The organism is Bacillus timonensis, assembly GCF_000285535.1.
Taxonomy (GTDB): Bacteria; Bacillota; Bacilli; order Bacillales; family Bacillaceae_L; genus Ferdinandcohnia; species Ferdinandcohnia timonensis.
Genome location: NZ_HE610988.1, coordinates 339,511 through 363,686, shown reverse-complemented (window position 1 = coordinate 363,686; position 24,176 = coordinate 339,511). Strand labels below are relative to the sequence as shown.

22 protein-coding genes and 1 pseudogene are annotated in these 24,176 nt (G+C 36.4%); 22 read left to right on the top strand and 1 reads right to left on the bottom strand.

What is annotated here, in order from left to right; all coding sequences use genetic code 11:
* The 6 genes and pseudogenes from BTHG_RS27145 to BTHG_RS19350 form a co-directional block, all read left to right on the top strand.
* Positions 1 to 346 (top strand): annotated as a pseudogene (locus BTHG_RS27145) (hypothetical protein); the annotation flags it as partial.
* A 286-nt stretch (positions 347 to 632) separates the two neighbouring features.
* Complete coding sequence (gene accD, locus BTHG_RS19370) at positions 633 to 1,496, top strand: acetyl-CoA carboxylase, carboxyltransferase subunit beta (RefSeq protein ID WP_010678400.1); 864 nt, start codon at positions 633 to 635, stop codon at positions 1,494 to 1,496.
* Positions 1,490 to 2,470, top strand: coding sequence for an acetyl-CoA carboxylase carboxyl transferase subunit alpha (gene accA, locus BTHG_RS19365; RefSeq protein ID WP_010678399.1), 981 nt, complete (start codon positions 1,490 to 1,492; stop codon positions 2,468 to 2,470). Before accD ends, accA begins: the two co-directional genes overlap by 7 nt.
* Before the next feature lie 287 nt (positions 2,471 to 2,757).
* Positions 2,758 to 3,717, top strand: a complete 960-nt coding sequence (gene pfkA, locus BTHG_RS19360) for a 6-phosphofructokinase (RefSeq protein WP_010678398.1) — start codon at positions 2,758 to 2,760, stop codon at positions 3,715 to 3,717.
* 67 nt (positions 3,718 to 3,784) lie between these two features.
* A complete protein-coding gene (pyk, locus tag BTHG_RS19355; protein ID WP_010678397.1) occupies positions 3,785 to 5,545 on the top strand; it encodes a pyruvate kinase in 1,761 nt (586 codons plus the stop codon).
* A 94-nt stretch (positions 5,546 to 5,639) separates the two neighbouring features.
* A complete protein-coding gene (locus BTHG_RS19350; RefSeq protein ID WP_010678396.1) occupies positions 5,640 to 6,032 on the top strand; it encodes an FxsA family protein in 393 nt (130 codons plus the stop codon).
* 36 nt (positions 6,033 to 6,068) lie between these two features.
* On the opposite strand, the gene ytvI is transcribed toward BTHG_RS19350, so the two are convergent.
* On the bottom strand, positions 6,069 to 7,184 hold the full coding sequence (ytvI, locus tag BTHG_RS19345; protein WP_010678395.1) for a sporulation integral membrane protein YtvI: 1,116 nt from the start codon (positions 7,182 to 7,184) through the stop codon (positions 6,069 to 6,071).
* A gap of 580 nt (positions 7,185 to 7,764) precedes the next feature.
* On the opposite strand from ytvI, the gene citZ reads away from it, so the two are divergent.
* The 16 genes from citZ (at position 7,765) to nrdR (ending at position 24,141) form a co-directional block, all read left to right on the top strand.
* Entirely contained in the window at positions 7,765 to 8,883 is a 1,119-nt protein-coding gene (citZ, locus tag BTHG_RS19340) for a citrate synthase (RefSeq protein WP_010678394.1), read from the top strand.
* 98 nt (positions 8,884 to 8,981) lie between these two features.
* A complete protein-coding gene (icd, locus tag BTHG_RS19335) occupies positions 8,982 to 10,256 on the top strand; it encodes an NADP-dependent isocitrate dehydrogenase (protein WP_087947085.1) in 1,275 nt (424 codons plus the stop codon).
* Between the two features lie 69 nt (positions 10,257 to 10,325).
* Positions 10,326 to 11,267, top strand: a complete 942-nt coding sequence (gene mdh, locus BTHG_RS19330) for a malate dehydrogenase (RefSeq protein ID WP_010678392.1) — start codon at positions 10,326 to 10,328, stop codon at positions 11,265 to 11,267.
* Between the two features lie 99 nt (positions 11,268 to 11,366).
* A complete protein-coding gene (locus tag BTHG_RS19325; RefSeq protein WP_010678391.1) occupies positions 11,367 to 11,843 on the top strand; it encodes a MaoC family dehydratase in 477 nt (158 codons plus the stop codon).
* 114 nt (positions 11,844 to 11,957) lie between these two features.
* On the top strand, positions 11,958 to 12,674 hold the full coding sequence (locus BTHG_RS19320) for a response regulator transcription factor (RefSeq protein ID WP_010678390.1): 717 nt from the start codon (positions 11,958 to 11,960) through the stop codon (positions 12,672 to 12,674).
* Positions 12,667 to 14,097, top strand: coding sequence for a two-component system histidine kinase PnpS (pnpS, locus tag BTHG_RS19315; protein ID WP_010678389.1), 1,431 nt, complete (start codon positions 12,667 to 12,669; stop codon positions 14,095 to 14,097). Before BTHG_RS19320 ends, pnpS begins: the two co-directional genes overlap by 8 nt.
* Positions 14,098 to 14,319: 222 nt before the next feature.
* The gene (gene hflK / locus BTHG_RS19310; RefSeq protein WP_010678388.1) at positions 14,320 to 15,288 is read left to right on the top strand and encodes an FtsH protease activity modulator HflK; all 969 of its coding nucleotides are present in this window, start codon (positions 14,320 to 14,322) and stop codon (positions 15,286 to 15,288) included.
* On the top strand, positions 15,285 to 16,214 hold the full coding sequence (gene hflC, locus BTHG_RS19305) for a protease modulator HflC (protein WP_010678387.1): 930 nt from the start codon (positions 15,285 to 15,287) through the stop codon (positions 16,212 to 16,214). The genes hflK and hflC overlap by 4 nt, the downstream gene beginning before the upstream one ends.
* A gap of 143 nt (positions 16,215 to 16,357) precedes the next feature.
* On the top strand, positions 16,358 to 18,988 hold the full coding sequence (gene polA / locus BTHG_RS19300) for a DNA polymerase I (RefSeq protein WP_010678386.1): 2,631 nt from the start codon (positions 16,358 to 16,360) through the stop codon (positions 18,986 to 18,988).
* A gap of 21 nt (positions 18,989 to 19,009) precedes the next feature.
* The gene (mutM, locus tag BTHG_RS19295; RefSeq protein ID WP_010678385.1) at positions 19,010 to 19,849 is read left to right on the top strand and encodes a DNA-formamidopyrimidine glycosylase; all 840 of its coding nucleotides are present in this window, start codon (positions 19,010 to 19,012) and stop codon (positions 19,847 to 19,849) included.
* A gap of 127 nt (positions 19,850 to 19,976) precedes the next feature.
* A complete protein-coding gene (gene ytaF, locus BTHG_RS19290) occupies positions 19,977 to 20,612 on the top strand; it encodes a sporulation membrane protein YtaF (protein WP_010678384.1) in 636 nt (211 codons plus the stop codon).
* Positions 20,613 to 20,650: 38 nt separating this feature from the next.
* Positions 20,651 to 21,259 carry a dephospho-CoA kinase gene (coaE, locus tag BTHG_RS19285; protein ID WP_010678383.1) on the top strand — a complete coding sequence of 203 codons (609 nt, stop codon included), beginning with the start codon at positions 20,651 to 20,653 and terminating at the stop codon, positions 21,257 to 21,259.
* 199 nt (positions 21,260 to 21,458) lie between these two features.
* Positions 21,459 to 22,490 carry a glyceraldehyde-3-phosphate dehydrogenase gene (locus BTHG_RS19280; RefSeq protein WP_010678382.1) on the top strand — a complete coding sequence of 344 codons (1,032 nt, stop codon included), beginning with the start codon at positions 21,459 to 21,461 and terminating at the stop codon, positions 22,488 to 22,490.
* Between the two features lie 234 nt (positions 22,491 to 22,724).
* Positions 22,725 to 23,105 carry an adenosylmethionine decarboxylase gene (gene speD / locus BTHG_RS19275; RefSeq protein ID WP_010678381.1) on the top strand — a complete coding sequence of 127 codons (381 nt, stop codon included), beginning with the start codon at positions 22,725 to 22,727 and terminating at the stop codon, positions 23,103 to 23,105.
* 110 nt (positions 23,106 to 23,215) lie between these two features.
* Positions 23,216 to 23,599 carry a hypothetical protein gene (locus tag BTHG_RS19270; RefSeq protein WP_010678380.1) on the top strand — a complete coding sequence of 128 codons (384 nt, stop codon included), beginning with the start codon at positions 23,216 to 23,218 and terminating at the stop codon, positions 23,597 to 23,599.
* Between the two features lie 83 nt (positions 23,600 to 23,682).
* A complete protein-coding gene (gene nrdR, locus BTHG_RS19265; RefSeq protein ID WP_010678379.1) occupies positions 23,683 to 24,141 on the top strand; it encodes a transcriptional regulator NrdR in 459 nt (152 codons plus the stop codon).
* The last annotated feature ends 35 nt before the right edge of the window (positions 24,142 to 24,176 follow it).

Genomic DNA, 24,176 nt, shown 5'->3' with positions numbered 1-24,176 from the left:
CCAAGGAGATAAAACAAAGAATGATCTCATTGAAACAAAACATTCACTCGAAAAATCATGTATCGAATTGGCTTGTCATAAAATGAGCGATGAGATACTTACAGAAATAGAAGAAAACCTTTGGATTGTCGAAGACCCAGAAGAATTCCTTTTTAAAACGATTGTTGAAGCAACAGGTAATCGACTTTTATTGCGAATATGGGTCGTTATTAATGAGTATGTAAAGTTTATTTATGAGGAACAGACTCATGTAATAAACAAAGAATGCTTTGATGAGTTAGTGATCGGACTGCGTAATAGAGATGTGGCAGAGGTTTTATCTGCCTATGAAAAAATAACGATGTAGGAATTTGTCGTGTTTTTGTTGACATATTCCTACAAAAAATAATTAAGACATTCAGTAAAGTATAAGTACATGCTTTTTTGGCAACGAAGGAAGATAAATGGTTTTCCTTTTTTTCGTTACACATACTTTATGTCTTAAAAAAAGGCTCTTTCTGTAAGATTGTTGCTAATGGATAAATGAATTGTTTCAATAACAACAAAGTTTGCGAAAACAGCCTAAAATAAGAATGATAGTTGAAAACTAAGTCAAAAAAGCTATTCCATTGAAAGTGTGAGGAGGTTCCTTTTTGATAAAAGACTTTTTTGTGAAAAAGAAAAAATATGCTTCAATTCCTTCTGAGCAAGCAAGACAAGATGTACCAGAAGGTATTATGAGCAAATGTCCAAACTGTAAAAAAATCATGTACACAAAAGAATTAATGAAAAACGATAAGGTTTGTATGAATTGCGGATATCACTATCAAATGACGGCCTATGAAAGAGTAGAAAGCTTACTTGATGAAGGGTCTTTTATCGAGTTTGATAAAGACATGATTTCAGAAAATCCATTAGGTTTTCCAGACTATCTTGAAAAGCTAAAAAAGGACCAAGTGAAAACTGGTATTAATGAAGCTGTGGTAACCGGTGAAGGAACAATTAACGGGAATCGAATTGTATTAGCAATTATGGACTCAAGTTTTCGCATGGGAAGTATGGGTTCTGTAGTTGGGGAGAAGATTACGAGAGCAATTGAAAAGGCAATGGAAGAAAAGGTACCATTTCTTATTTTCACAGCTTCTGGGGGAGCAAGAATGCAGGAAGGCGTTTTAAGCTTAATGCAAATGGCAAAAACAAGTTCAGCCTTAAAGCTATTTAGTGACCAGGGTGGCCTTATTATTTCAATGATGACTCATCCAACAACTGGTGGAGTTTCCGCAAGCTTTGCTTCATTAGGTGATTTTAATTTTGCAGAACCTGGGGCACTAATTGGATTTGCTGGTAGAAGAATCATTGAACAAACGATTCGTGAAGAACTTCCGGATGACTTCCAAACAGCCGAGTTTCTATTAAAGCATGGTCAATTGGATGCTGTTATCCATCGACATGATTTAAAAGAGACATTAGCAAATATAGTAGATATTCATACGAATGGGGGTGCGGTTAATTGGTAGGCGAACTAGAATTTGAGAAACCAGTAATAGAATTGAAGAAAAAGATTGCTGAGTTAAAAGAATTTACAAGCGAGTCCAATGTGGATTTGTCAGATGAAATTTCAAAACTGGAAACAAGACTTCAAAAACTGGAGAATGAAATTTATAGTCATTTGAAACCATGGGACCGTGTCCAAATTGCTCGACATCCAGAAAGGCCGACAACCCTTGACTACATTGAGCGAATTTTTACTAATTTCTTTGAGTGTCATGGTGATCGTTATTATGGCGATGATGCTGCAATTGTCGGTGGTATTGCTAAATACCATGGTTTACCAGTAACTGTTATCGGCCACCAACGCGGTAAAGATACGAAAGAAAATATCAGAAGGAATTTCGGTATGCCACATCCAGAGGGATATCGGAAAGCGCTCCGCTTAATGAAACAAGCTGAAAAATTTAATCGACCAATTATATGTTTTATTGATACAAAAGGTGCATATCCAGGTAAAGCGGCGGAGGAACGTGGTCAGAGCGAAGCGATTGCAAAAAACCTTTTTGAAATGGCAAGCCTAACAGTGCCTGTCGTTTGTATCGTTATTGGAGAAGGTGGAAGTGGTGGAGCTCTTGCTTTAGGTGTTGGAAACCACATCCACATGCTTGAAAACTCAACTTATTCTGTCATATCCCCAGAGGGTGCCGCTGCGTTACTTTGGAAAGATGCAGGACTTGCAAAAAAAGCTGCTGAATCCATGAAAATAACCGCACCTGACTTAAAAGAGCTTGGGATTGTAGATGAAATCATTCCTGAAGTAAGAGGTGGAGCTAATAAGGATGTTACAGAACAAGCAGCTTCCATTGACACAGTTCTTTTACAATCATTAAAAGAACTAAGCAAATTAAACAAAGATGAGTTAATTCAGCATCGCTATCAAAAATATAAAAAGATAGGCCAATTTAAAATAGCTGAAGAAGATTTTATCGGAGTTCAGTAAAACGTAGACGTGCATCTAACACAACGTGTAGAGCACGTTTTACTTTGTTTAATAATTTACATTTGGCAATAATATTTTTGAAGGCAAATCCATATTTACTATTTTAATTCCGCGCAAGAATCCATATCATTCTTTATTTTTTCGACACATTTTCACATTTTTTTCAGTAATCTTAGTTGTTTTACTCATATATTAGTGTTATTTTATACATATTGCGAAAGAATAGTATAAGCGAATAATCATAATTGTAATTGCTTTAAGATTATCTTTTACATAGAGGTGGAAAAATGAAAAGAATAGGTGTTTTAACTAGTGGTGGGGATTCTCCTGGAATGAACGCTGCGATACGTGCTGTTGTTCGGAAAGCAATCTATCATGATGTAGAAGTATATGGAGTTTACCAAGGATATGCTGGACTAATTAGTGGGCAAATCAAAAAATTAGAAATTGGTTCTGTTGGTGATATAATACATCGGGGTGGTACGATGCTTTATACTGCACGATGTCAGGAATTCAAGACAGAAGAGGGCCGTAAAAAAGGAATCGAACAACTAAATAAATTAGGAATCGAAGGCTTAGTTGTAATTGGTGGCGACGGCTCTTACCGTGGTGCGCAAAAATTAACTGAACTTGGTTTTCCATGTGTGGGTGTTCCAGGTACAATCGATAATGACATTCCTGGTACAGATTTTACAATCGGCTTTGATACGGCATTAAATACAGTAATTGATGCAATTGATAAAATTAGAGATACCGCAACTTCACATGAACGTACATATGTAATTGAAGTAATGGGTAGACATGCTGGTGACCTTGCCTTATGGGCTGGAATGGCCGGTGGTGCTGAAACAATCTTAATTCCAGAAGAAAATCATGACATGAATGATATTATTGCTAAGCTCAATCGTGGACATGACCGTGGGAAGAAACACAGTATTATTGTCGTAGCTGAGGGTGTAGGCAGCGGTGTAGAAATTGGAAAGAAAATTCAAGAAGCAACGAATTTTGAAACAAGAGTAAGTGTTCTTGGACATATTCAACGTGGTGGTTCCCCTACTGCGACTGACCGAGTATTGGCAAGTCGTCTAGGTGCAAAAGCTGTTGAGTTATTGTTAGAAGGAAAAGGTGGAAGAGCTGTAGGAATTCAACAGAACCAACTAGTTGATCACGATATTATGGAAATTTTAGATCGTAAACATACGATTGATCAAAAAATGTATAACTTAGCTCATGAGCTATCAATTTAATAAATACTTATTGGTGAAGTTTAGGTAATCGCTGATTATAAAGGCGATTATAGAGGAGGAAAATGTAATGAGAAAAGCAAAAATAGTTTGTACGATAGGACCTGCTAGTGAAAGTATAGAAAAATTAGTAGCATTGGTTAATGCAGGAATGAATGTAGCAAGACTTAATTTTTCACATGGTGACTTTGAGGAACATGGTGCTCGTATCAAAAATATCCGTGAAGCTTCAAAAATTACTGGCAAGAATATAGCAATTTTATTAGATACTAAAGGACCAGAAATTCGTACAAATACAATGGAAAATGGTGCAATTGAATTAGTTGAAGGTTCAAATATAACTATTTCGATGGAAGAAGTAATTGGTACACCGGAAAAATTCTCGATTACATATCCGGGACTTATTGAGGATGTTCATCCAGGTTCCAGAATTTTGTTAGATGATGGTTTAATCGGATTAGAAGTAGTAGAAATTAATCAACAAAAACGTGAAATTCTAACAAAAGTATTAAATAGTGGAACATTAAAAAATAAAAAAGGTGTTAACGTTCCTGGCGTTAGCGTGAACCTACCAGGTATTACTGAAAAAGATGCAAAGGATATTGTTTTCGGTATCCAACAAGATGTTGATTATATTGCAGCATCCTTTGTTCGTCGTGCTTCAGACGTTTTAGAAATTAGAGAATTACTAGAAGAAAATAATGGGGATGCCATTCAAATCATTCCTAAAATTGAAAACCAAGAGGGTGTAGATAACATCGATGAGATACTTGAAGTATCTGATGGATTGATGGTAGCTCGTGGAGACTTAGGGGTTGAAATTCCTGCTGAGGAAGTACCACTTGTTCAAAAAGAATTAATCAAAAAATGTAATGCCCTTGGAAAACCAGTAATTACGGCAACGCAAATGCTAGATTCAATGCAACGCAATCCTAGACCTACTCGTGCAGAAGCAAGTGACGTTGCGAATGCCATTTTTGATGGTACTGATGCAATCATGCTATCTGGTGAAACGGCTGCAGGTTCTTATCCAGTTGAAGCTGTTCAAACAATGCATAACATTGCATCCAGAGCTGAGCAGGCATTAGTTCATCGTGAGATTTTATCTCAGCGCAGCAAAATATCCGGTACCACAATTACAGACGCTATTGGTCAATCTGTTGCCCATACTGCGCTAAACCTAGATGCTTCCGCAATCGTAACGCCTACAGAAAGTGGACATACTGCAAGAATGATTTCAAAATATCGTCCTAAGGCACCAATCATTGCCGTAACTGCAAATGAATCAACTACTAGAAAGCTTTCTCTAGTTTGGGGTGTGTACCCACAAACAGGTACTGTTGCAAAATCCACAGATGAAATGCTTGATAACTCTGTTGATGTTGCATTAAATACTGGTATTGTTAAACCAGGTGACCTAGTAGTAATTACAGCTGGAGTACCTGTTGGCGAGTGTGGAACTACCAATATTATGAAGATTCATGTCGTTGGTAATACAATTGCTAGTGGCCAAGGAATTGGTAGAAAATCAGCTTTTGGAAAAGTAGTTGTAGCAAATAATAGTGAAGAAGCAGAAGCAAAAATGTATGACGGTGCAATCCTTGTAACATCAGCAACTGACCGCGATATGGTGAAATACTTGGAGCAAGCATCTGCATTAATTACTGAAGAGGGCGGTTTAACTAGCCATGCCGCAGTAGTTGGGTTAAGCATCGGTATCCCTGTCATTGTTGGTGTTGAAAATGCAACAACACTCTTAAAAGATGGACAAGATATTACTGTCGATTCTTCACGTGGAGTTATATACGAAGGACATGCAAATGTTCTATAAGAAAAGAGAAGGGTAACCTTCTCTTTTTTTACTACTTTTTTGAGGACAAGAAACGTATAATATAAGAAAACCCTTCATTTTTGAGGAGGATTCTATGAGAGTTTTACTGGCATTAATTATTATTGTACCGGCATTAGAAATTAGTGTCCTTATTTTTTCAGGCAAGACCCTTGGAATTCCAATTACATTGTTACTAATTATCCTTACTGGAGTGATTGGCGCATGGCTTGCAAAAAAACAAGGGCTAGAAACGCTTAGACGTGCCCAGCAACAAATGAATTATGGACAGGTTCCTAGTGAAGCGATTATGGACGGAATTTGCATTCTTATTGGTGCCATATTGCTTTTAACTCCAGGTTATCTATCAGATCTCACAGGTTTTTTGCTGCTTTTTCCTAAACCACGAAATTATATAAAACCAATCCTTGTGAACTGGATTAGACGAAGAATGGATAGAGGAAACTTCACAGTTATACGTCGTTGGTAACATAAAATAAAGCCATTGCATCTGCAATGGCTTGTCTTATGTTTGTTTACCTACAATAAAATACCATACATCTTGAAATACCCCTGTAGTGTACAAGGTCCTGATGATGACTAGAATGACAGGTCCAATGATCAATCCAATAAATCCGAACAATTGAAACCCTACAAAAAGTGAAATCAATGTTGCTAAAGGATCTAATCCGATACTAGAAGAGATAACCTTAGGCTCCATGACCTGGCGCTGCACAATCACAACGATATATAGGATACCAAGACCAATTGCTAATGGCATATCACCACTAAATGCGGAATAAATAATCCATGGTACGAACACAAGTCCTGTTCCTAGATAAGGAAGCAAATCAACAAGTCCAATTAACAAGGCAATCGTAATTGCGTAATTGACCCGTAAGATTAATAAACCAATTAACACAATTCCTGCAGTAATTGAAATTAATGTCGCCTGTGCTTTAACAAATCCAAATAACGCTTTTTTTAGTTCTATAAACACGGATTTTCCACTTGTTCGAGCCTTAACGGGGATAAACTTTCGGCCCATTATTACAAACTTATTCCAGTCCTTACTTATAAAAAATGTAGCTAAAAGTGAAAATACAATAACTGTCGCCGCATTTGGTAGCCAACCCAGAAACACAGGGATATTTTCTAAAAATGCTTTAACAAATTCACCGACATTTGTTGCGATGGTTGTACCAACATTACTAACATTATCCATAATTGTTTGTTGTTGTCCCTGGTCCAAATTATCGAATATGCTTGTTACTCTTTCATATAGGGGAATAATTTGACCAACAATTAAATCTTCAAAATAAATGACAAGCTTTTCAAAATGCTGTGGAACTTCTTTTGCTAAATAATTCGCCCCTGAAATAATCTCTGCTATTAACAAAGTAAGGAAACCCGTTACAATCCCAAAAACCAGCAAGATTCCTAAAAATACTGATAAACTGCGAGGCATCCTTCCTTTTCGTTCAAAAAAATTAACAAGAGGATTAATAAGGAAAGCTATTAATAATGCGAAGATGAACGGATATGTAAGTTTAAAAACAAAATAAAAAAACACAAAACCTATGACAACTAATGCAATAACCAATAGAAATCTTAGAAACCCATACACATAGTTAATATTCAAACTTTTTCCTCCCTAGGAATTTCTTACATATTTTATTTTACAATCTCTTTGATAACTTTAAAAGTAATACGATGAAATGAATAATAAAGTTCCCAATAATGGAGAAAAAGTCTTATCTATGATATTATACGTAATGAGCGAGTGAAAAATATTCGAGAGTAACATGCATTATAAGCTAAAATCACATAATCTATTAGATGATTTATAAATTGGTAACATCTCTGCTAAGCCGCAAAGGAGTTAACCAAGTGCAAAATATTTTTGTGTAATAATAATTTATTAGGGGATATTTGTCTCTTTTGATTCACAAAAGTCAGATTTTTTATTATAATAGAGTCAAAGGGTTATAATTTTTCTACATATTTTTCGATTTCACTTGCAGGAAAATTTTTTATTGTCACATTAATATTTTGATATATGTGGCTTTGAGCGGTTTATTCAAAAATGAAAGCATTTACTTAGCGAAATTAAAGTGTTTCAGGCATACTAATGTATGTATAAAAATGTTTAGTTTTTGAGCGTGCGCTCAATTTACCTCTTTATAAGAGGGTAGGGGAATAAGAATAAAGGAGAGGGTTTTATGACAGCAACAAAGGGTCTTGAAGGGATTGTAGCTACAACATCTTCAGTAAGTTCAATTATTGATGACACTTTAACTTATGCCGGATACAATATTGATGATTTAGCAGATAATGCTAGTTTTGAAGAAGTTGTTTACCTATTATGGCATCGTAAACTTCCAAATAAAGAGGAGTTAGCTGAATTAAAACAGCAACTTGCTGAAAATGCTAGTCTACCTCAAGAATTACTAAATCATTTCAAAACTTACCCAATTGATAAGGTCCATCCAATGGGGGCTCTTCGCTCGGCTGTTTCACTCTTAGGATTATATGATGATGAAGCAGATGTAATGGATCCAGAGGCTAATTATCGTAAGGCGATTCGGCTTCAGGCGAAATTACCTACAATTGTTACCGCCTTTTCGCGTATTCGTAAAGGATTAGAACCAGTTGATCCACGCACTGATCTAAGCTTTGCAGCGAACTTTTTATATATGCTAAGTGGTCAAGAACCAAGTGAGATTGCAGAAGAAGCATTCAATAAAGCATTAGTACTTCACGCTGATCACGAACTAAATGCATCCACTTTCACAGCTCGTGTATGTGTTGCAACTTTATCTGATGTATATTCAGGTATTACTGCTGCAATTGGGGCATTGAAAGGTCCACTTCATGGTGGTGCAAATGAAGCAGTTATGAAAATGCTTACAGAAGTAGGAGAAGTAGACAACGCTGAAACCTACATTAAAACAAAATTAGCTAACAAAGAAAAAATCATGGGATTTGGACACAGAGTATATCGTAAAGGTGACCCACGTGCAAAACACTTAAAAGCTATGTCTTACAAATTAACAACGATTACTGGCGAACCAAAATGGTATGAGATGTCAACAAAAATCGAAGAAATTGTTACGAGTGAAAAACCATTACCACCCAATGTTGACTTCTACTCAGCATCTGTTTACCATAGCTTAGGAATTGATCATGATTTATTTACACCAATCTTTGCAGTAAGCCGTGTTTCTGGTTGGTTAGCTCATATTCTTGAGCAATATGAAAACAACCGATTAATCCGTCCACGTGCTGAATATACTGGCCCAGGAATGCAAAAATACGTTCCAATTAATGAAAGAGATTAACATTATTCATTTGATAATCTAACAATATATATTAAAATGAAGAAGTATTTCAAGAGGAAATTTCCTCTTGAAATACTTCTCAACAACTTTAGGAGGTAATACTAGTGGCAGGAGAAAAAATTACAGTATCAAATGGTGTACTAAACGTACCAAATAACCCAATCATTCCTTTTATTGAAGGTGATGGAACTGGTCCTGATATTTGGGCTGCAGCTTCACGAGTACTTGAAGCAGCTGTTGAAAAAGCATACAATGGGGAAAAATCTATTGTTTGGAAAGAAGTGCTAGCAGGTGAAAAAGCATTTAATCAAACAGGCGAATGGTTACCTGAAGAGACATTAGATTTGATTCGTGAGTACATAATTGCAATTAAAGGACCTCTTACTACTCCGGTTGGTGGTGGTATCCGTTCATTAAACGTTGCATTACGTCAAGAACTAGATTTATTTACATGTCTTCGTCCTGTACGCTATTTCACTGGTGTACCATCACCAGTAAAGCGTCCTGAAGATACAGATATGGTAATCTTCCGTGAAAACACTGAAGATATTTACGCAGGTATTGAATATGCAAAAGGTTCTGAAGAGGTACAAAAACTTATCAACTTCCTTCAAAATGAATTAGGTGTTAATAAAATCCGCTTCCCAGAAACTTCTGGTCTTGGTATCAAACCTGTTTCTGAAGAAGGAACAAAGCGTTTAGTTCGTGCTGCAATTAACTATGCAATCGAACAAGGACGTAAATCGGTAACACTTGTACACAAAGGTAACATCATGAAGTTTACGGAAGGTGCCTTCAAAAACTGGGGCTATGAGCTAGCTGAACAAGAATTTGGAGATAAAGTATTCACTTGGGCACAATATGACCGCATCGTTGAAGAAGAAGGTAAAGATGCAGCTAATAAAGCACAAGCTGATGCTGAAGCAGCAGGTAAGATTATTGTAAAGGATTCGATTGCTGACATCTTCTTACAACAAATCTTAACTCGTCCACGTGAATTTGATGTTGTCGCTACAATGAACTTAAATGGTGACTACATTTCTGATGCATTAGCAGCACAAGTTGGTGGAATCGGAATTGCTCCAGGAGCAAATATTAACTATGAAACTGGGCATGCAATTTTCGAAGCTACACATGGTACTGCGCCTAAATATGCAGGTTTAGATAAAGTTAACCCATCCTCTGTTCTTTTATCAGGCGTATTAATGCTTGAACACCTTGGTTGGAATGAAGCAGCTGAACTTATCATGAATTCAATGGAAAAAACGATTGAATCTAAGGTTGTAACATATGACTTCGCTCGTCTAATGGAGGGCGCTACAGAAGTAAAATGTTCAGAGTTTGCTAATGAACTAATCAAAAACTTAGGCTAATCATAGATGTAAGTAACTACCCTTTTAGGGTAGTTACTTACATTTACATATGAATAGGGAGGATATGATATGAGTCAATTTAAGCGAAAAAAAATCTCTGTAATTGGTAGTGGTTTTACTGGTGCAACAACCGCATTTTTGATTGCTCAAAAAGAACTAGGAGATGTCGTTTTAGTTGATATCCCACAAATGGAGAACCCAACAAAAGGGAAAGCTCTTGATATGCAAGAAGCGAGTCCTGTTCAAGGGTTTGATGCAAACATTACGGGTACTGCCAATTATGAGGACACTGCAGATTCAGATATCGTTGTAATCACGGCGGGAATTGCTCGTAAACCAGGAATGAGTCGTGATGATCTTGTTCAAACAAACCAAAAAATCATGAAAAGTGTTGCTCAAGAAATCGTAAAACATTCTCCTAATAGCTACATCATTGTTTTAACCAACCCAGTTGACGCTATGACTTATACTGTATTTAAGGAATCAGGATTTCCAAAAAATCGTGTCATTGGCCAATCAGGCGTTCTCGACACTGCACGATTCCGTACATTTATTGCCCAGGAACTAAATTTATCAGTGAAAGATATAACTGGATTTGTCCTTGGTGGTCATGGTGACGACATGGTACCACTTGTTCGCTACTCCTATGCAGGAGGAATTCCACTAGAAACCCTACTTCCAAAAGATCGCTTAGACGCTATTGTTGAACGTACACGTAAAGGTGGCGGTGAAATTGTAAATCTATTAGGTAACGGAAGTGCATATTATGCACCTGCAGCTTCCCTCGTTGAAATGGTAGAAGCCATTCTAAAAGATCAGCGACGTGTCTTACCTGCAATTGCATATTTAGAAGGTGAGTACGGCTTCAATGGAATATACCTGGGAGTACCAACAATTCTCGGTGCAAACGGTATTGAAAAAATCATTGAACTTGATCTAACCGAACAAGAAAAGATAGAACTCGCAAAATCCGCAGATTCCGTAAAAAACGTCATGAATATCCTTGCCTAATCATAAGTTAATTAAAAACGAGATTCGGGGGTATCCCCCGAATCTTTTGTACATAATATTGTAATCGTCTTCAAAATCGATGGAGGTGCACTCTTTTTTATGTTATTAGGGAAAAAACGAAAACTAGGAAGAAAGATAGAAGAAATGTCGGTTGGAGAAAAATTAACCTTGACTGAGAAAATTGAAGATAAAGATTTATTGTTATACTTAGGGTTAACAAATGATGCAAATCCACTTTATATCCAACATGATTATGCATCTCAAACGCCCTTTAAGAAACCAATCGTTCCCACTGTCATGCTGACAGGTGTTATAACAGCAGCAATTTCAAAATATTTACCCGGTCCTGGCAGTCATATTCTTAAACAAGAAATTGATTTTTTACAACCATTACATCACTATGCCACAGTTCAGTTTTTTTTTGAGGTAACCAATATTAATTACCGTGATCACACAGTTGAAATATCAGTAACTGCTTTTGATGAAGATGAATCAAAAGCAATTGAGGGAAGAATACTAGTTTGTCCACCACATCGAATCACTCCATTGGAAGGGAAAATATTGGAGAACTTTTGAGAGCGTAGCCTCTCTTTTTTTATTTTCGTGGCAAGTCCAGAAATGTTATTCTATAATGATTTTATATAGAGAGAAAAATTGATGGGGTTTATCTTTTTTTGATGGAGGAAGACAATGAACAAAAAAGTATTGGTTGTGGAGGATGAACGGTCGATCATTACATTACTTCAGTATAACCTACAACAGGCAGGATACGAGGTTATTACTGCTATGGACGGGGAAGAAGGTTTAGAGAAAGCTCTAGCAGAAAGACCACAAATTATCGTCCTAGACTTAATGCTGCCAAAATTGGATGGAATCGAAGTTTGCAAGCAGCTTCGTCAAAATAAAGTAGATATTCCAATCCTAATGTTAACCGCTAGGGACGACGAATTTGATAAAGTTTTAGGATTAGAGCTCGGGGCTGATGATTATATGACTAAACCATTTAGTCCAAGAGAGGTTGTAGCCCGTGTAAAGGCCATTTTAAGAAGAACAAGTAGAAATGAAGGTAACATAGAAGAAAATACAACAACTTCGCAGATAATAATAGGGCCACTACAAATTTTACCTGAAAATTTTGAGGCCTATTTTAACGAGGAAGCACTTGAATTGACTCCGAAAGAATTTGAACTCCTTGCCTATTTAGCAAAAAATAAAGGCAGAGTATTAACTCGAGACCAACTCTTAAGTGCGGTTTGGAATTATGATTTTGCTGGTGATACAAGAATCGTTGATGTTCATATTAGTCATTTGCGTGAAAAAATTGAAAAGGATTCGAAAAAGCCAAGTTTTATTAAAACAGTTAGGGGATTAGGCTATAAGCTTGAGGAGCCAAAACTCTATGAATAAATTTCATTCGAGGCTCCTTTTTGCGATTATCTTTTTAATTATTATTGTTTTTCTATGTATGGGTTTTGTGTTAGGGCAATTTATTAGTAGCCTTATCACCAATAGTGCCTTACATGGAGATTCTGTCGAAAAAACAATCCAACAGGTCTGGATAGCTCTTACCATCTGTTTAGGAATTGCTTTAGTTACGATTCTTTCACTAATTGTAAGAATTACGACCACTTATACAAAACCGATTGATGCTGCAACAAGAGCAGTTAAAGAACTTGCAAAGGGAGATTATCGAGCACGGACCTATGAAGACCATGTAAGTGCTGCCGGGTTACTGGGACATTCCATCAATATTGTTGCTAGAAATATTGAAGAAATGACAAAATCCTATGAAATGCAGCATGACCGTTTACATACCTTGATTGAAAATATGGGAAGCGGACTATTGTTTATCGATAGTAAAGGATACATTAATATTTTCAATCGGTCGATCAATGAGATATTTAAAATTGATCAAGATGATTTAATGGGGCAGCTTTATTATGAGGCATTTACTTACAAGGAAATTGTAAAATTGGTAGAAGAAATTTTTATGACGGAGCGAAAGTTACGAAGACAAATCCACTTGACGATTGGAAACGAACAAAAGGATTTTGAAGTATATGCTTCACCAATATTAGGGGCAAATGTGGAATGGAAAGGTGTTGTTCTTGTCTTTCATGATATTACAGATTTGAAAAGACTTGAACAGATGCGTAAGGACTTTGTTGCCAATGTCTCACATGAGCTTCGTACACCGATTACATCTATTAAGGGGTTTGCGGAAACTTTATTAGATGGTGCAATGAATGATAGAGAAGTCTTAGAAGAATTTTTAACAATCATTCTAAATGAAAGTCATCGTCTTCAAGTTCTTATTCAAGATTTATTAGATTTATCAAAGATGGAGAATAAGGGTTTTTCGCTTCACTTTTCAAGCGTTAATGTGAAAGAACTATTAGAAAATAGTTTACGAATGCTTAAATCAAAAGCGGAGGAAAAAGACATTCAATTAGAGCTTACTGTGGATGATGAAACAACAGTAGTAAATGGAGATATGGATAGATTGAAGCAAGTTTTTATCAATGTGATTAATAATAGTTTGTCGTATTCTCCAAATAAAGCAAAGGTTTCGGTAAAAGCAAAAAGCCTGGTAGACTATGTTGAAATTCAAATTATTGATACTGGAATTGGAATTGAGGAAAATGAGCTTCCGAGAATTTTTGAAAGATTTTACCGTGTAGATAAAGCGAGGAGCAGGAATTCAGGAGGAACAGGTTTGGGGCTTGCTATTGTAAAGCATATAATTGAGGCACATGAAGGGGCCGTACAAATAAAGAGTAAGGTAGGGGAAGGAACTACGGTTTCGATACGATTGAAAAAGAATATCTAATCCGGATTAAAGATAAAATATCCTAATTTACAAAATGTTTACATTGGAAACATATTCCCTTAATATCCGAACCGTATGATGTTAATGAGAACCCCTTCATTTTCGGAGGCCAAACTTTTTTGACAAGGATGTAAGATCCTTGTCATTTTTTTACCTTGAAATTGAAACCTTTTTGCTTGAGATTCGTATAAAACTTTGTAGATACAATTGAGGGGGGAAAGCATGGTTAGTTTGAAACGAATTTATACGATTGTGGGACTAAGTGTGCTCGTTCTGATTTTAGGTGTAGTTGGTTTTACAACCTGGTATACAGTAGATGAATCAGAGCAAGCAATTATTTTAACGTTTGGAAAAGCTGATGAAGGAATCACAGAACCAGGTCTCCATTTTAAAATGCCATGGCCAATCCAAGATGTAGAAAAGTTACCAAAAACAACGTACAGTTTACAGTTTGGTTATGACCAAAAGAACGGAGAAATCACCGATGTTCCCAAGGATACAAAAATGATTACTGGTGACGAAAATATAGTACTAGCGGACATGGTAGTGCAATGGCAAATTACCGATCCATCTAAATTCTTATTCAACTCCGAGGATCCGGAACAGATTCTTTATAATTCTACTTCTGCGTCTTTAAGAAGTATTATCGGTAGTTCAAAGATTGATGACGCCTTAACATCTGGTAAGGCTAAAATTGAAGCAGAAGTTAGAGATTTATTAGCATCTCTCTTGGAGAAATATGATATTGGAATTTCAGTTACAGCTGTAAAATTACAGGATGTTGAATTACCAAATGATGAAGTTCGAAAGGCATTTACGAATGTAACGGATGCCCGTGAAACAAGAAATACAAAAGTAAATGAAGCAACCAAATACCGTAATCAAAAAATGAATGAAGCAAAAGGGGAGGAAAAAGCCCTTATTTCACGTGCTAACGGGGATAAAGCAGCCCGTATCGAAATCGCGCGCGGGGATGTTGCTACATTTAATGCATTATATACTGAATACGCAAAAAATCCCGAGATTACTAGAAAACGTTTAGTACTAGAAACATTGGATGAAGTGTTACCGAATACCGAAATTTATATTATGAAGGATGATGGCAATACGATGAAGTACTTGCCAATTCGTCCAGCTGGAAGCCAGTCACAGGTTCCTCCTGTAGAAACAGAAGGGAGTGGAAACCAATGAGTGAAAATGTAGTTGATTTAAACGAAAAAAAAGGTTCGAATAAATTTGCCAAATACACAAAGGGTGGTGTATCGATCCTTATCGTATTGATTTTAATTGGAATCTTAATAGCGAATTTATTTATTGTTAGAGAAGGTGAATATAAAGTAATTCGTCAATTCGGAGAAGTTGTTCGAATTGTAGAAACTCCAGGTCTTTCCTATAAAATTCCGTTTATCCAGTCAGTTGAAACATTACCAAAATATCAAATGATTTATGATGTAGAAGAGGCTGAAATCAATACGAAAGACAAAAAGCGAATGATGATTGATAATTATGCGGTATGGCGTATTGAAGATCCAAAACAAATGATTGCTACAACAAGAACAGTTGTAAATGCGGAAGCAAAGCTTGATGAATTCGTCTATTCTGCCATTCGAACAGAGCTTGGGCAACTAAATTATGATGAAATCATAAACGATGAAAAATCAGAACGTGGTAGTCTTAATGACCGAATCACAGAAATTGTAAATAAAAACCTTGAGGAAGATAAGTATGGAATCGTTGTAACAGATATTCGTATGAAGCGTACAGACCTACCAGCTGAAAACGAACAATCCGTATATACAAGAATGATTTCTGAACGTGAGTCAACCGCACAAAACTATCTCTCAGAAGGGGATGCTAAGAAAAATGAAATCGAAGCTGAAACTGACAGAGAAGTAAAAGAAATAATTGCAAAAGCACAAGCGGATGCAGAGGTTATTCGAAGCCAAGGGGAAGGGGAAGCAGCTCGTATTTATAACGAAGCTTTCTCAAAGGATCCGGAATTCTACAACCTTTTCCGTACATTAGAATCCTATAAAACTACAATTGATGGAGAAACAGTCATCATTTTACCTGCCGACTCTCCATATGCAAGGTTGTTAATGGGATACACTGAATAATACCAAAAGATAGTAAGGAAGCCGTTATTTTTCATTCTGTTCATGACATGCTAAAATGAACAGTAGGAAATAACGGTTTTTTTTATGTGAAAGTTGGATATTGTGAAAGGGTCCAAAGTTGTAATTGAAAGGAAGGATTATTCTTGACTAAAAAGATCGTCTTAGTGGATGGGAATAGTATCGCGTATCGGGCATTTTTTGCCTTACCTCTCCTAAATAATGATAAAGGTGTACATACGAACGCCATATATGGTTTTACAATGATCTTAAACCGCATTTTAGAACAAGAAAAGCCATCACATATACTAGTAGCCTTTGATGCAGGGAAAACTACATTTAGACATAGTACTTTTAGTGAGTATAAAGGTGGCCGACAAAAAACACCTCCTGAGCTATCAGAACAATTTCCATTTTTAAGAGAGCTACTTGATGCTTATAAGATTGCCAGATATGAGTTAGAAAACTATGAAGCCGATGATATTATCGGAACATTATCCCTTCAAGCTGAACAAGAAGGCTTTGAGGTCAAAATTATTTCAGGGGATAAAGACTTAACACAGCTTGCATCAGATTTAGTTACAGTTGATATCACGAAAAAAGGTATAACAGACGTTGATTCATACACGCCAGAATTCATCAAAGAAAAATATGGTATCACACCAGAGCGAATTATTGATATGAAGGGACTCATGGGAGATAACTCCGATAATATCCCAGGTGTACCGGGAGTAGGAGAAAAAACTGCTCTGAAATTATTGCAAGAATTCAATTCTTTAGAGGAACTTTTAGACTCCATCGATAAGGTCGGTGGGAAGAAGCTCAAGGAAAAGCTGGAAGCAAATAAAGACCAGGCGATCATGAGTAAGAAACTTGCGACAATCTATCGAGAGGCTCCTATTGAAATTGGGATTTCTAATCTTGAATATAAGGGCTATGATGGTGACCAGGTTATTAAACTCTTTAAAGAGCTTGGATTTAATTCATTGCTCGATAAAATTGAGGGGAGCGAGAAATTAGAGGACAAGCCTTTAGAAGAGATTTCCTATACAATTATTAACGATATGTCAGAAGATGTGTTAACTACAGAATCGTCTTTAATCGTTGAGGTACTTGATGAAAGCTATCATCAGGCGGATATCCAAGGGATTGCAATTACAAATAAAAACGGAAATTTTTACATTCCGACAAAGCTTGCTCTTGAATCTAAGGCTTTTCAAAAATGGGCAAACGATAGTGAGAAAAAGAAAAATGTGTTCGATGGAAAGAAATCGATAGTTGCTCTGAGATGGAAAGGAATTGATTTGCAAGGAATCGATTTCGATGGTTTAATTGCCTCCTATATCTTAAATCCTTCTGACTCCACAGAAGATGTTGCCGCAGTAGCCAAATTAAAGGGAATAACAGATGTTCAATCGGATGAAGCGGTTTACGGAAGAGGAGCTAAACAAAGTATACCTAGTGAAGAAATCCTCGCTGAACATTTAGTAAGAAAGGCAATTGGACTTTCAAAGCTAAAAGAAATTTTTGTAAAAGAATTAAAGGAAAATGAACAATATGAGCTTTTTACTGATCTGGAAATGCCGTTATCCTTCATTCTTGCAGACATGGAATCCATAGGGGTAAAGGTGGATGTAGAGCGGTTAAAGAAAATGGGAGAGGAATTAAAAGAACATCTTCAAGAGCTTGAGCAAAAGATTTATGAGCTAGCAGGAGAAGAATTTAATATTAACTCACCTAAACAACTCGGTGTTATTCTATTTGAGAAGCTTCAGCTTACCGTTTACAAGAAAACCAAAACCGGATATTCGACTTCTGCAGATATCCTTGAAAAATTAGCAAAAGAGCATGAAATTATTGAGTATATTTTGCATTATCGACAAGTCGGAAAGCTTCAATCAACTTATATCGAAGGTTTGTTAAAGGTTGTACACGAAGATACATGCAAGGTCCATACTCGATTCCAGCAAGCTTTAACACAAACTGGAAGACTTAGCTCAACAGATCCGAACCTGCAGAACATACCTATTCGCTTGGAGGAAGGACGAAAAATAAGACAAGCTTTTGTTCCTTCAAAAAAGGATTGGTTTATGTTTGCAGCTGACTATTCTCAAATTGAACTAAGGGTCCTTGCACATATTGCAAATGACGAAAACCTAGTCCATGCCTTTACGAATGATCTGGATATCCACACAAAAACTGCAATGGATGTATTCCATGTCAAAGAGGATGAAGTAACTTCTAATATGCGACGCCAAGCTAAGGCGGTAAACTTCGGAATCGTGTACGGTATCAGTGATTTTGGGCTGTCTCAAAATCTTGGAATTACTAGGAAGGAAGCGGGACACTTTATAGAACGCTATTTTGCAAGCTTTCCGGGTGTTAAAGAATATATGGAGGAAATCGTTGAGGATGTAAGACAGAAAGGTTATGTATCAACCCTCCTTCACAGACGAAGATATATTCCTGAAATTACAGCACGTAACTTTAATGTGCGAAGCTTTGCAGAAAGAACAGCGATGAATACTCCAATTCAAGGAAGTGCCGCTGATATCATTAAAAAAGCAATGATTGATATGGCTGCCCGATTAAAAAAAGAAAAACTTCAAGCGAAGTTACTTTTACAAGTACATGATGAGTTAATTTTTGAAGCACCAGAAGAAGAAATTGAGATTTTGAAACAGATTGTGCCAGAAGTAATGGAAAATGCCATTTCATTAAAAGTACCTTTAAAGGTCGATTATTCGTACGGTAAGACCTGGTATGATGCAAAGTAATTCGTTAAAGGATGTGATTAAATGCCTGAATTACCTGAGGTTGAGACCGTTAGGCGTACATTAACACAGCTGGTGAATGGTAAGACAATTGAAAAGGTAACTGTGTTATGGCCAAAAATGATAAAAAAGCCTGAGGAGCCAGAACAATTTTGTGATGCTCTTCGTGGACAAACGATTCATAATGTAGATAGAAGAGGTAAATTTTTAAAGTTTATTTTAGATGACTTTTGTTTAGTTTCCCATTTGCGTATGGAAGGCAGGTATGGCCTCTACGATAAAGATGAACCATATGACAAGCACACACATGTTTTGTTTACTTTTACAGATGATTCCGAGCTCCGTTATCGAGATGTGCGGAAATTCGGTACAATGCATTTGTTTAAAAAAGGGGAAGAGGAGGATAGTCTTCCTTTATCTCAATTAGGTCCAGAGCCTTTTTCACAAGAATTTACTTTAACGTATTTAGAGGAAAAGCTTTCAAGGACCAATCGAAAAATTAAGGTTGCGCTGCTTGACCAAACAAATGTTGTGGGTCTTGGGAATATTTATGTAGATGAGGCATTGTTTAGGGCAGGAATTTATCCAGAACGTGAGTCAAATACCTTAACTAAAAAGGAAATAAAAAAACTTCACCATGAAATTATTCAAACGTTGAACGAGGCAGTTGAAAAAGGTGGTAGTACAATCCGTTCCTATGTAAACACACAAGGTGAAATCGGGATGTTTCAATTGCAGTTATTTGTATATGGTCAAAACGGCAAAGCATGCCAAAAATGTGGAACGGAAATTGAAAAAACAGTAGTGGGTGGCAGAGGCACACACTACTGTCCAAAATGTCAGAAGAAGAAACGAAAAGTATAAAATAATGAACGCAGCAATTCGATTGGTCATTTTCAGCTGACGATTTGACTTCCACTGGACATTTCACATGAAATGGGCTCCCTCCATATACTATCTTAGCAATTGATAGGAAGGAGACTTTTGTGAGATGTCCCAATTCGCTTCACTCGTTTTATTAGCATTTGCAGTCAGTTTGGATAGTTTTAGCGTTGGATTCACATATGGAATGAGAAAAATGAAAATTCCATTTAAATCAATCATTACAATAGCATGCTGCTCAGCTGTGACCATGGCGGTTGCCATGGGCCTAGGTAAATCAATCGCACTATTTATATCACCTACAGTTGCTGATCGGCTAGGTGGCATTGTACTGGTATTAATTGGTGCCTGGGTGTTGTTTCAATTTTTTCGCCCATCCTCACCAAGCTTAGAACAAAACGAGGAAAAACTATTAGTGAAAGTCGAAATAAAATCGCTTGGTTTAGTTATTAATATTTTAAAGAAGCCAATGGTTGCCGATCTTGATAAATCAGGAACCATTACTGGAATGGAAGCATTTTTACTTGGGCTAGCTCTTTCACTAGATGCATTCGGAGCAGGAATTGGAGCAGCCTTGTTAGGCTTTTCTCCTTGGATAATGGCTATATTGGTTGCCGTAATGAGCTCGCTTTTTGTGTATACAGGTATCAAAAGTGGATCTGTTTTTTCAAAGAAAAGATGGGTGCAAAAGTTTTCTGTATTACCTGGAATACTATTGATCCTAATCGGAATCTGGAAATTTTAGAGTACTTTAGTTAGAGTAGTTCAAGGGGAGATATTTACGTGGCATTAACTATCGGATTAACAGGTGGAATTGCAAGTGGGAAGAGTACAGTATCACAGATGTTTAAGGAAGCAGGAATTGTTGTAATTGATGCAGACGTAATTGCACGTAAAGTCGTTGAGGTTGGAGAAGAAGCATATGAACAAATCGTTCAAGCTTTTGGTAAGGATATTTTATCAACCGACAAAACGATTGACAGACCAAAATTAGGATCTGTTATCTTTTTTAGTGAAGAGAAAAGATTGTTATTAAACTCAATTGTTCATCCAGCCGTACGCAAACAAATGTTGATAGAAAAAGAAGAATATATGAATAATGGGGAAAAAACCATCATATTGGATATTCCATTATTATTTGAAAGTAAATTAACTGCATTAGTCGACCGCACGCTTCTTGTTTATGTTGATTATGAGACACAATTAGCACGTCTTATGGAAAGGAATAATCTTAGCAAGGAAGATGCAAAGGCAAGGATTCAATCACAAATGCCACTTAAGGAAAAAATTAAACTAGCAGATGCTGTTATAAATAATAATGGAACAATTGAAGCAACGAAGAATCAGTTGCACGAAATTTGTGACCAATGGGATATTCAAATAAAGAGTTAAAACAAAGGCGTCTCTTATACGAGGTGCCTTTTTTCATGCTTAAAATAGTACAAATAGTTTTACTGTAACCTCCAAAAGATGTATAAATAACTATTTTTATAAAAATAAGAATTAAAGTGTTACATATCTAATCCAATGTGTTATACTAATTGTAGAAAATCACAACAAAAAGTATAACATATATCGTGGAGGGGTTTTGATGAAGCCAAGAATCGCAATTAATGGATTTGGCCGTATTGGAAGAATGGTATTTAGAAATGCAATTATGGATGATACATTAGAAGTAATTGCAATCAATGCAAGCTACCCTGCAGAAACGCTAGCACATCTAATAAAATATGATACAAACCATGGTAAGTTCGATGCGGAAGTCATTCCACAGGGCGACTCATTATTGGTAAATGGAAAGCGCGTTCAACTTTTAAATTCTCGTAACCCATTAGAGCTTCCTTGGAAAAGTTTAAATATAGATATTGTGATTGAGGCAACAGGAAAATTTAATTCAAAGGAAAACGCAAATCTTCACCTACAAGCTGGTTCCAAGAAGGTAATCCTAACTGCACCTGGTAAAGATGAGGATATAACAATCGTAATGGGTGTGAATGAAGATAAATATGACCATGAAAAACATGCCATCATTTCAAATGCTTCTTGTACAACGAATTGCCTAGCACCAGTTGCTAAAGTATTAGATGAACAGTTTGGAATTGTAAACGGTTTAATGACGACAGTTCACGCTTATACAAATGACCAAAAAAATATTGATAATCCTCATAAGGACCTGCGAAGAGCAAGAGCATGCGCACAATCCATTATTCCGACGTCGACTGGCGCAGCAAAGGCATTATCACTCGTATTGCCAGAACTTAAAGGAAAACTGCATGGAATGGCATTACGTGTTCCGACTCCGAATGTGTCTTTAGTCGATTTGGTCGTAGATGTTCAGCGAGATGTAACGATTGAGGAAATTAATGAAGCCTTTATCACAGCTTCATTGGGACCATTAAAAGGCATTTTAGATTTTATGACAGAGCCATTAGTTTCCATTGACTTTAATACGAATCCGCATTCCTCTATCATAGATGGCCTTTCAACGATGGTAATTGGTAATCGTAAGGTGAAAGTGTTAGCTTGGTATGATAATGAGTGGGGGTATTCTTGTAGGGTTGTAGATTTAGTTAAATTTGTTGGCACAAAAATCATCGAAAAAACAGAAGCAAAAGTTGGCTAATATGAAAACCTTCCCAAATTGTGGGAAGGTTTTCATCATTTAAACAATAAAAGTTATTGCTAAAAATATATAAACAAAGTATACTAGTTTTCGTGAACTTCTTAAAAGCTTATGCTTTTGTAACTACTTAAAGGGTTAGGACCTCTCTGGACTAACTTTCCCCCGTGGTAGTTATGCTCATGCTTTACGCGAAGAACTCACTAAAATTTTGGTAAAAGGGGGAACGTTTGAACGATGGAAACAATGGGACGCCATGTAATCTCTGAATTATGGGGTTGCGATTTTGAAAAACTAAATGACATGCAAGGCATTGAGGAAACTTTTGTTCAGGCAGCACTTAAGTCAGGTGCAGAAATTCGTGAGGTAGCATTTCACAAATTTGCTCCACAAGGAGTTAGTGGGGTAGTTATCATTTCTGAATCACATTTAACGATTCACAGTTTTCCTGAACATGGATACGCTAGTATTGATGTTTACACTTGTGGAGATTTAGATCCGAATATTGCAGCAGACTATATTGCTGAGGCACTTGGTGCACAAACACGCGAAAATATTGAATTGCCACGTGGTATGGGCCCAGTACAAGTTAAGCCAGCACAAGTTAAAGTACTTTAAAAATAAATACGAATCATCTAAAATAGTAAGAGGTGTATAAACTACACCTCTTTTTTTACATTTTGAACTAAATCTACAGATTATATTGTTCTACATAAGGAGTGGAGTATATGGGATTGCAAACATTTTTTTCGAATCACAGTGAAACGAGAGACAAACATTCGGACGAGCACCTAAGAAGTCATTATTATAAAACAACCAACAAAAAAGCAGTTGAAGCTTTAACAAAAGTAATTAACAAGTTAGATGGCTACCACATTAATTCCGTATCAGAAGAACGCGGAGAAATGAGTATTTCAATAAAGAAAGGAAGAAAAGCCTTTGTTGTTGCTACCATTATTTCCGTTAGACCATTTGAAACAGCGATTGACTTCGCAGTCACAACCGAAACTTTGTTGATTCCAATCGATTTTGGCTATAGTCGAAAAGTAATAATGAATTTATATAGCCACTTAGATAAGGAACTTCCATTCATTGGAAAGGGAGAATCTTAAGTATATGGAAATACCCCTTGTCCTATAAAAATCTTTCTTATAAGATAGATACAAAGAAATCTCCTAAGAAGGGAGTGTTATGAATGAGGTGCCCTACTTGTCAACATAATGGAACGAGAGTATTGGACTCACGTCCTGTTGATGATAGTCGTTCAATTCGTAGAAGAAGAGAATGTGAAAAATGCCAATATCGTTTTACAACATTTGAAAAAGTGGAAGAAATCCCATTAATTGTTGTTAAAAAGGAAGGAACACGTGAAGAATTTAGCAGAGAAAAAATGCTGCGCGGGCTTATTAAAGCATGTGAAAAACGTCCAGTATCCTTAAAACAATTAGAAGACATCGCTCATGAGGTTGAAAAAGAACTTCGAAGTCAAGGGGTTGCAGAAGTAAAAAGCGATATTATTGGTGAGTATGTAATGAATCATTTGGCGAAAGTGGATGAAGTGGCATATGTGCGATTTGCATCTGTTTATCGACAATTTAAAGATATAAATGTATTTATTGACGAATTAAAGGAATTAATTAAAAGAGAACGCTAAAAGGGCTTAAGTTATTGTTTAAGCTCTTTTTAACT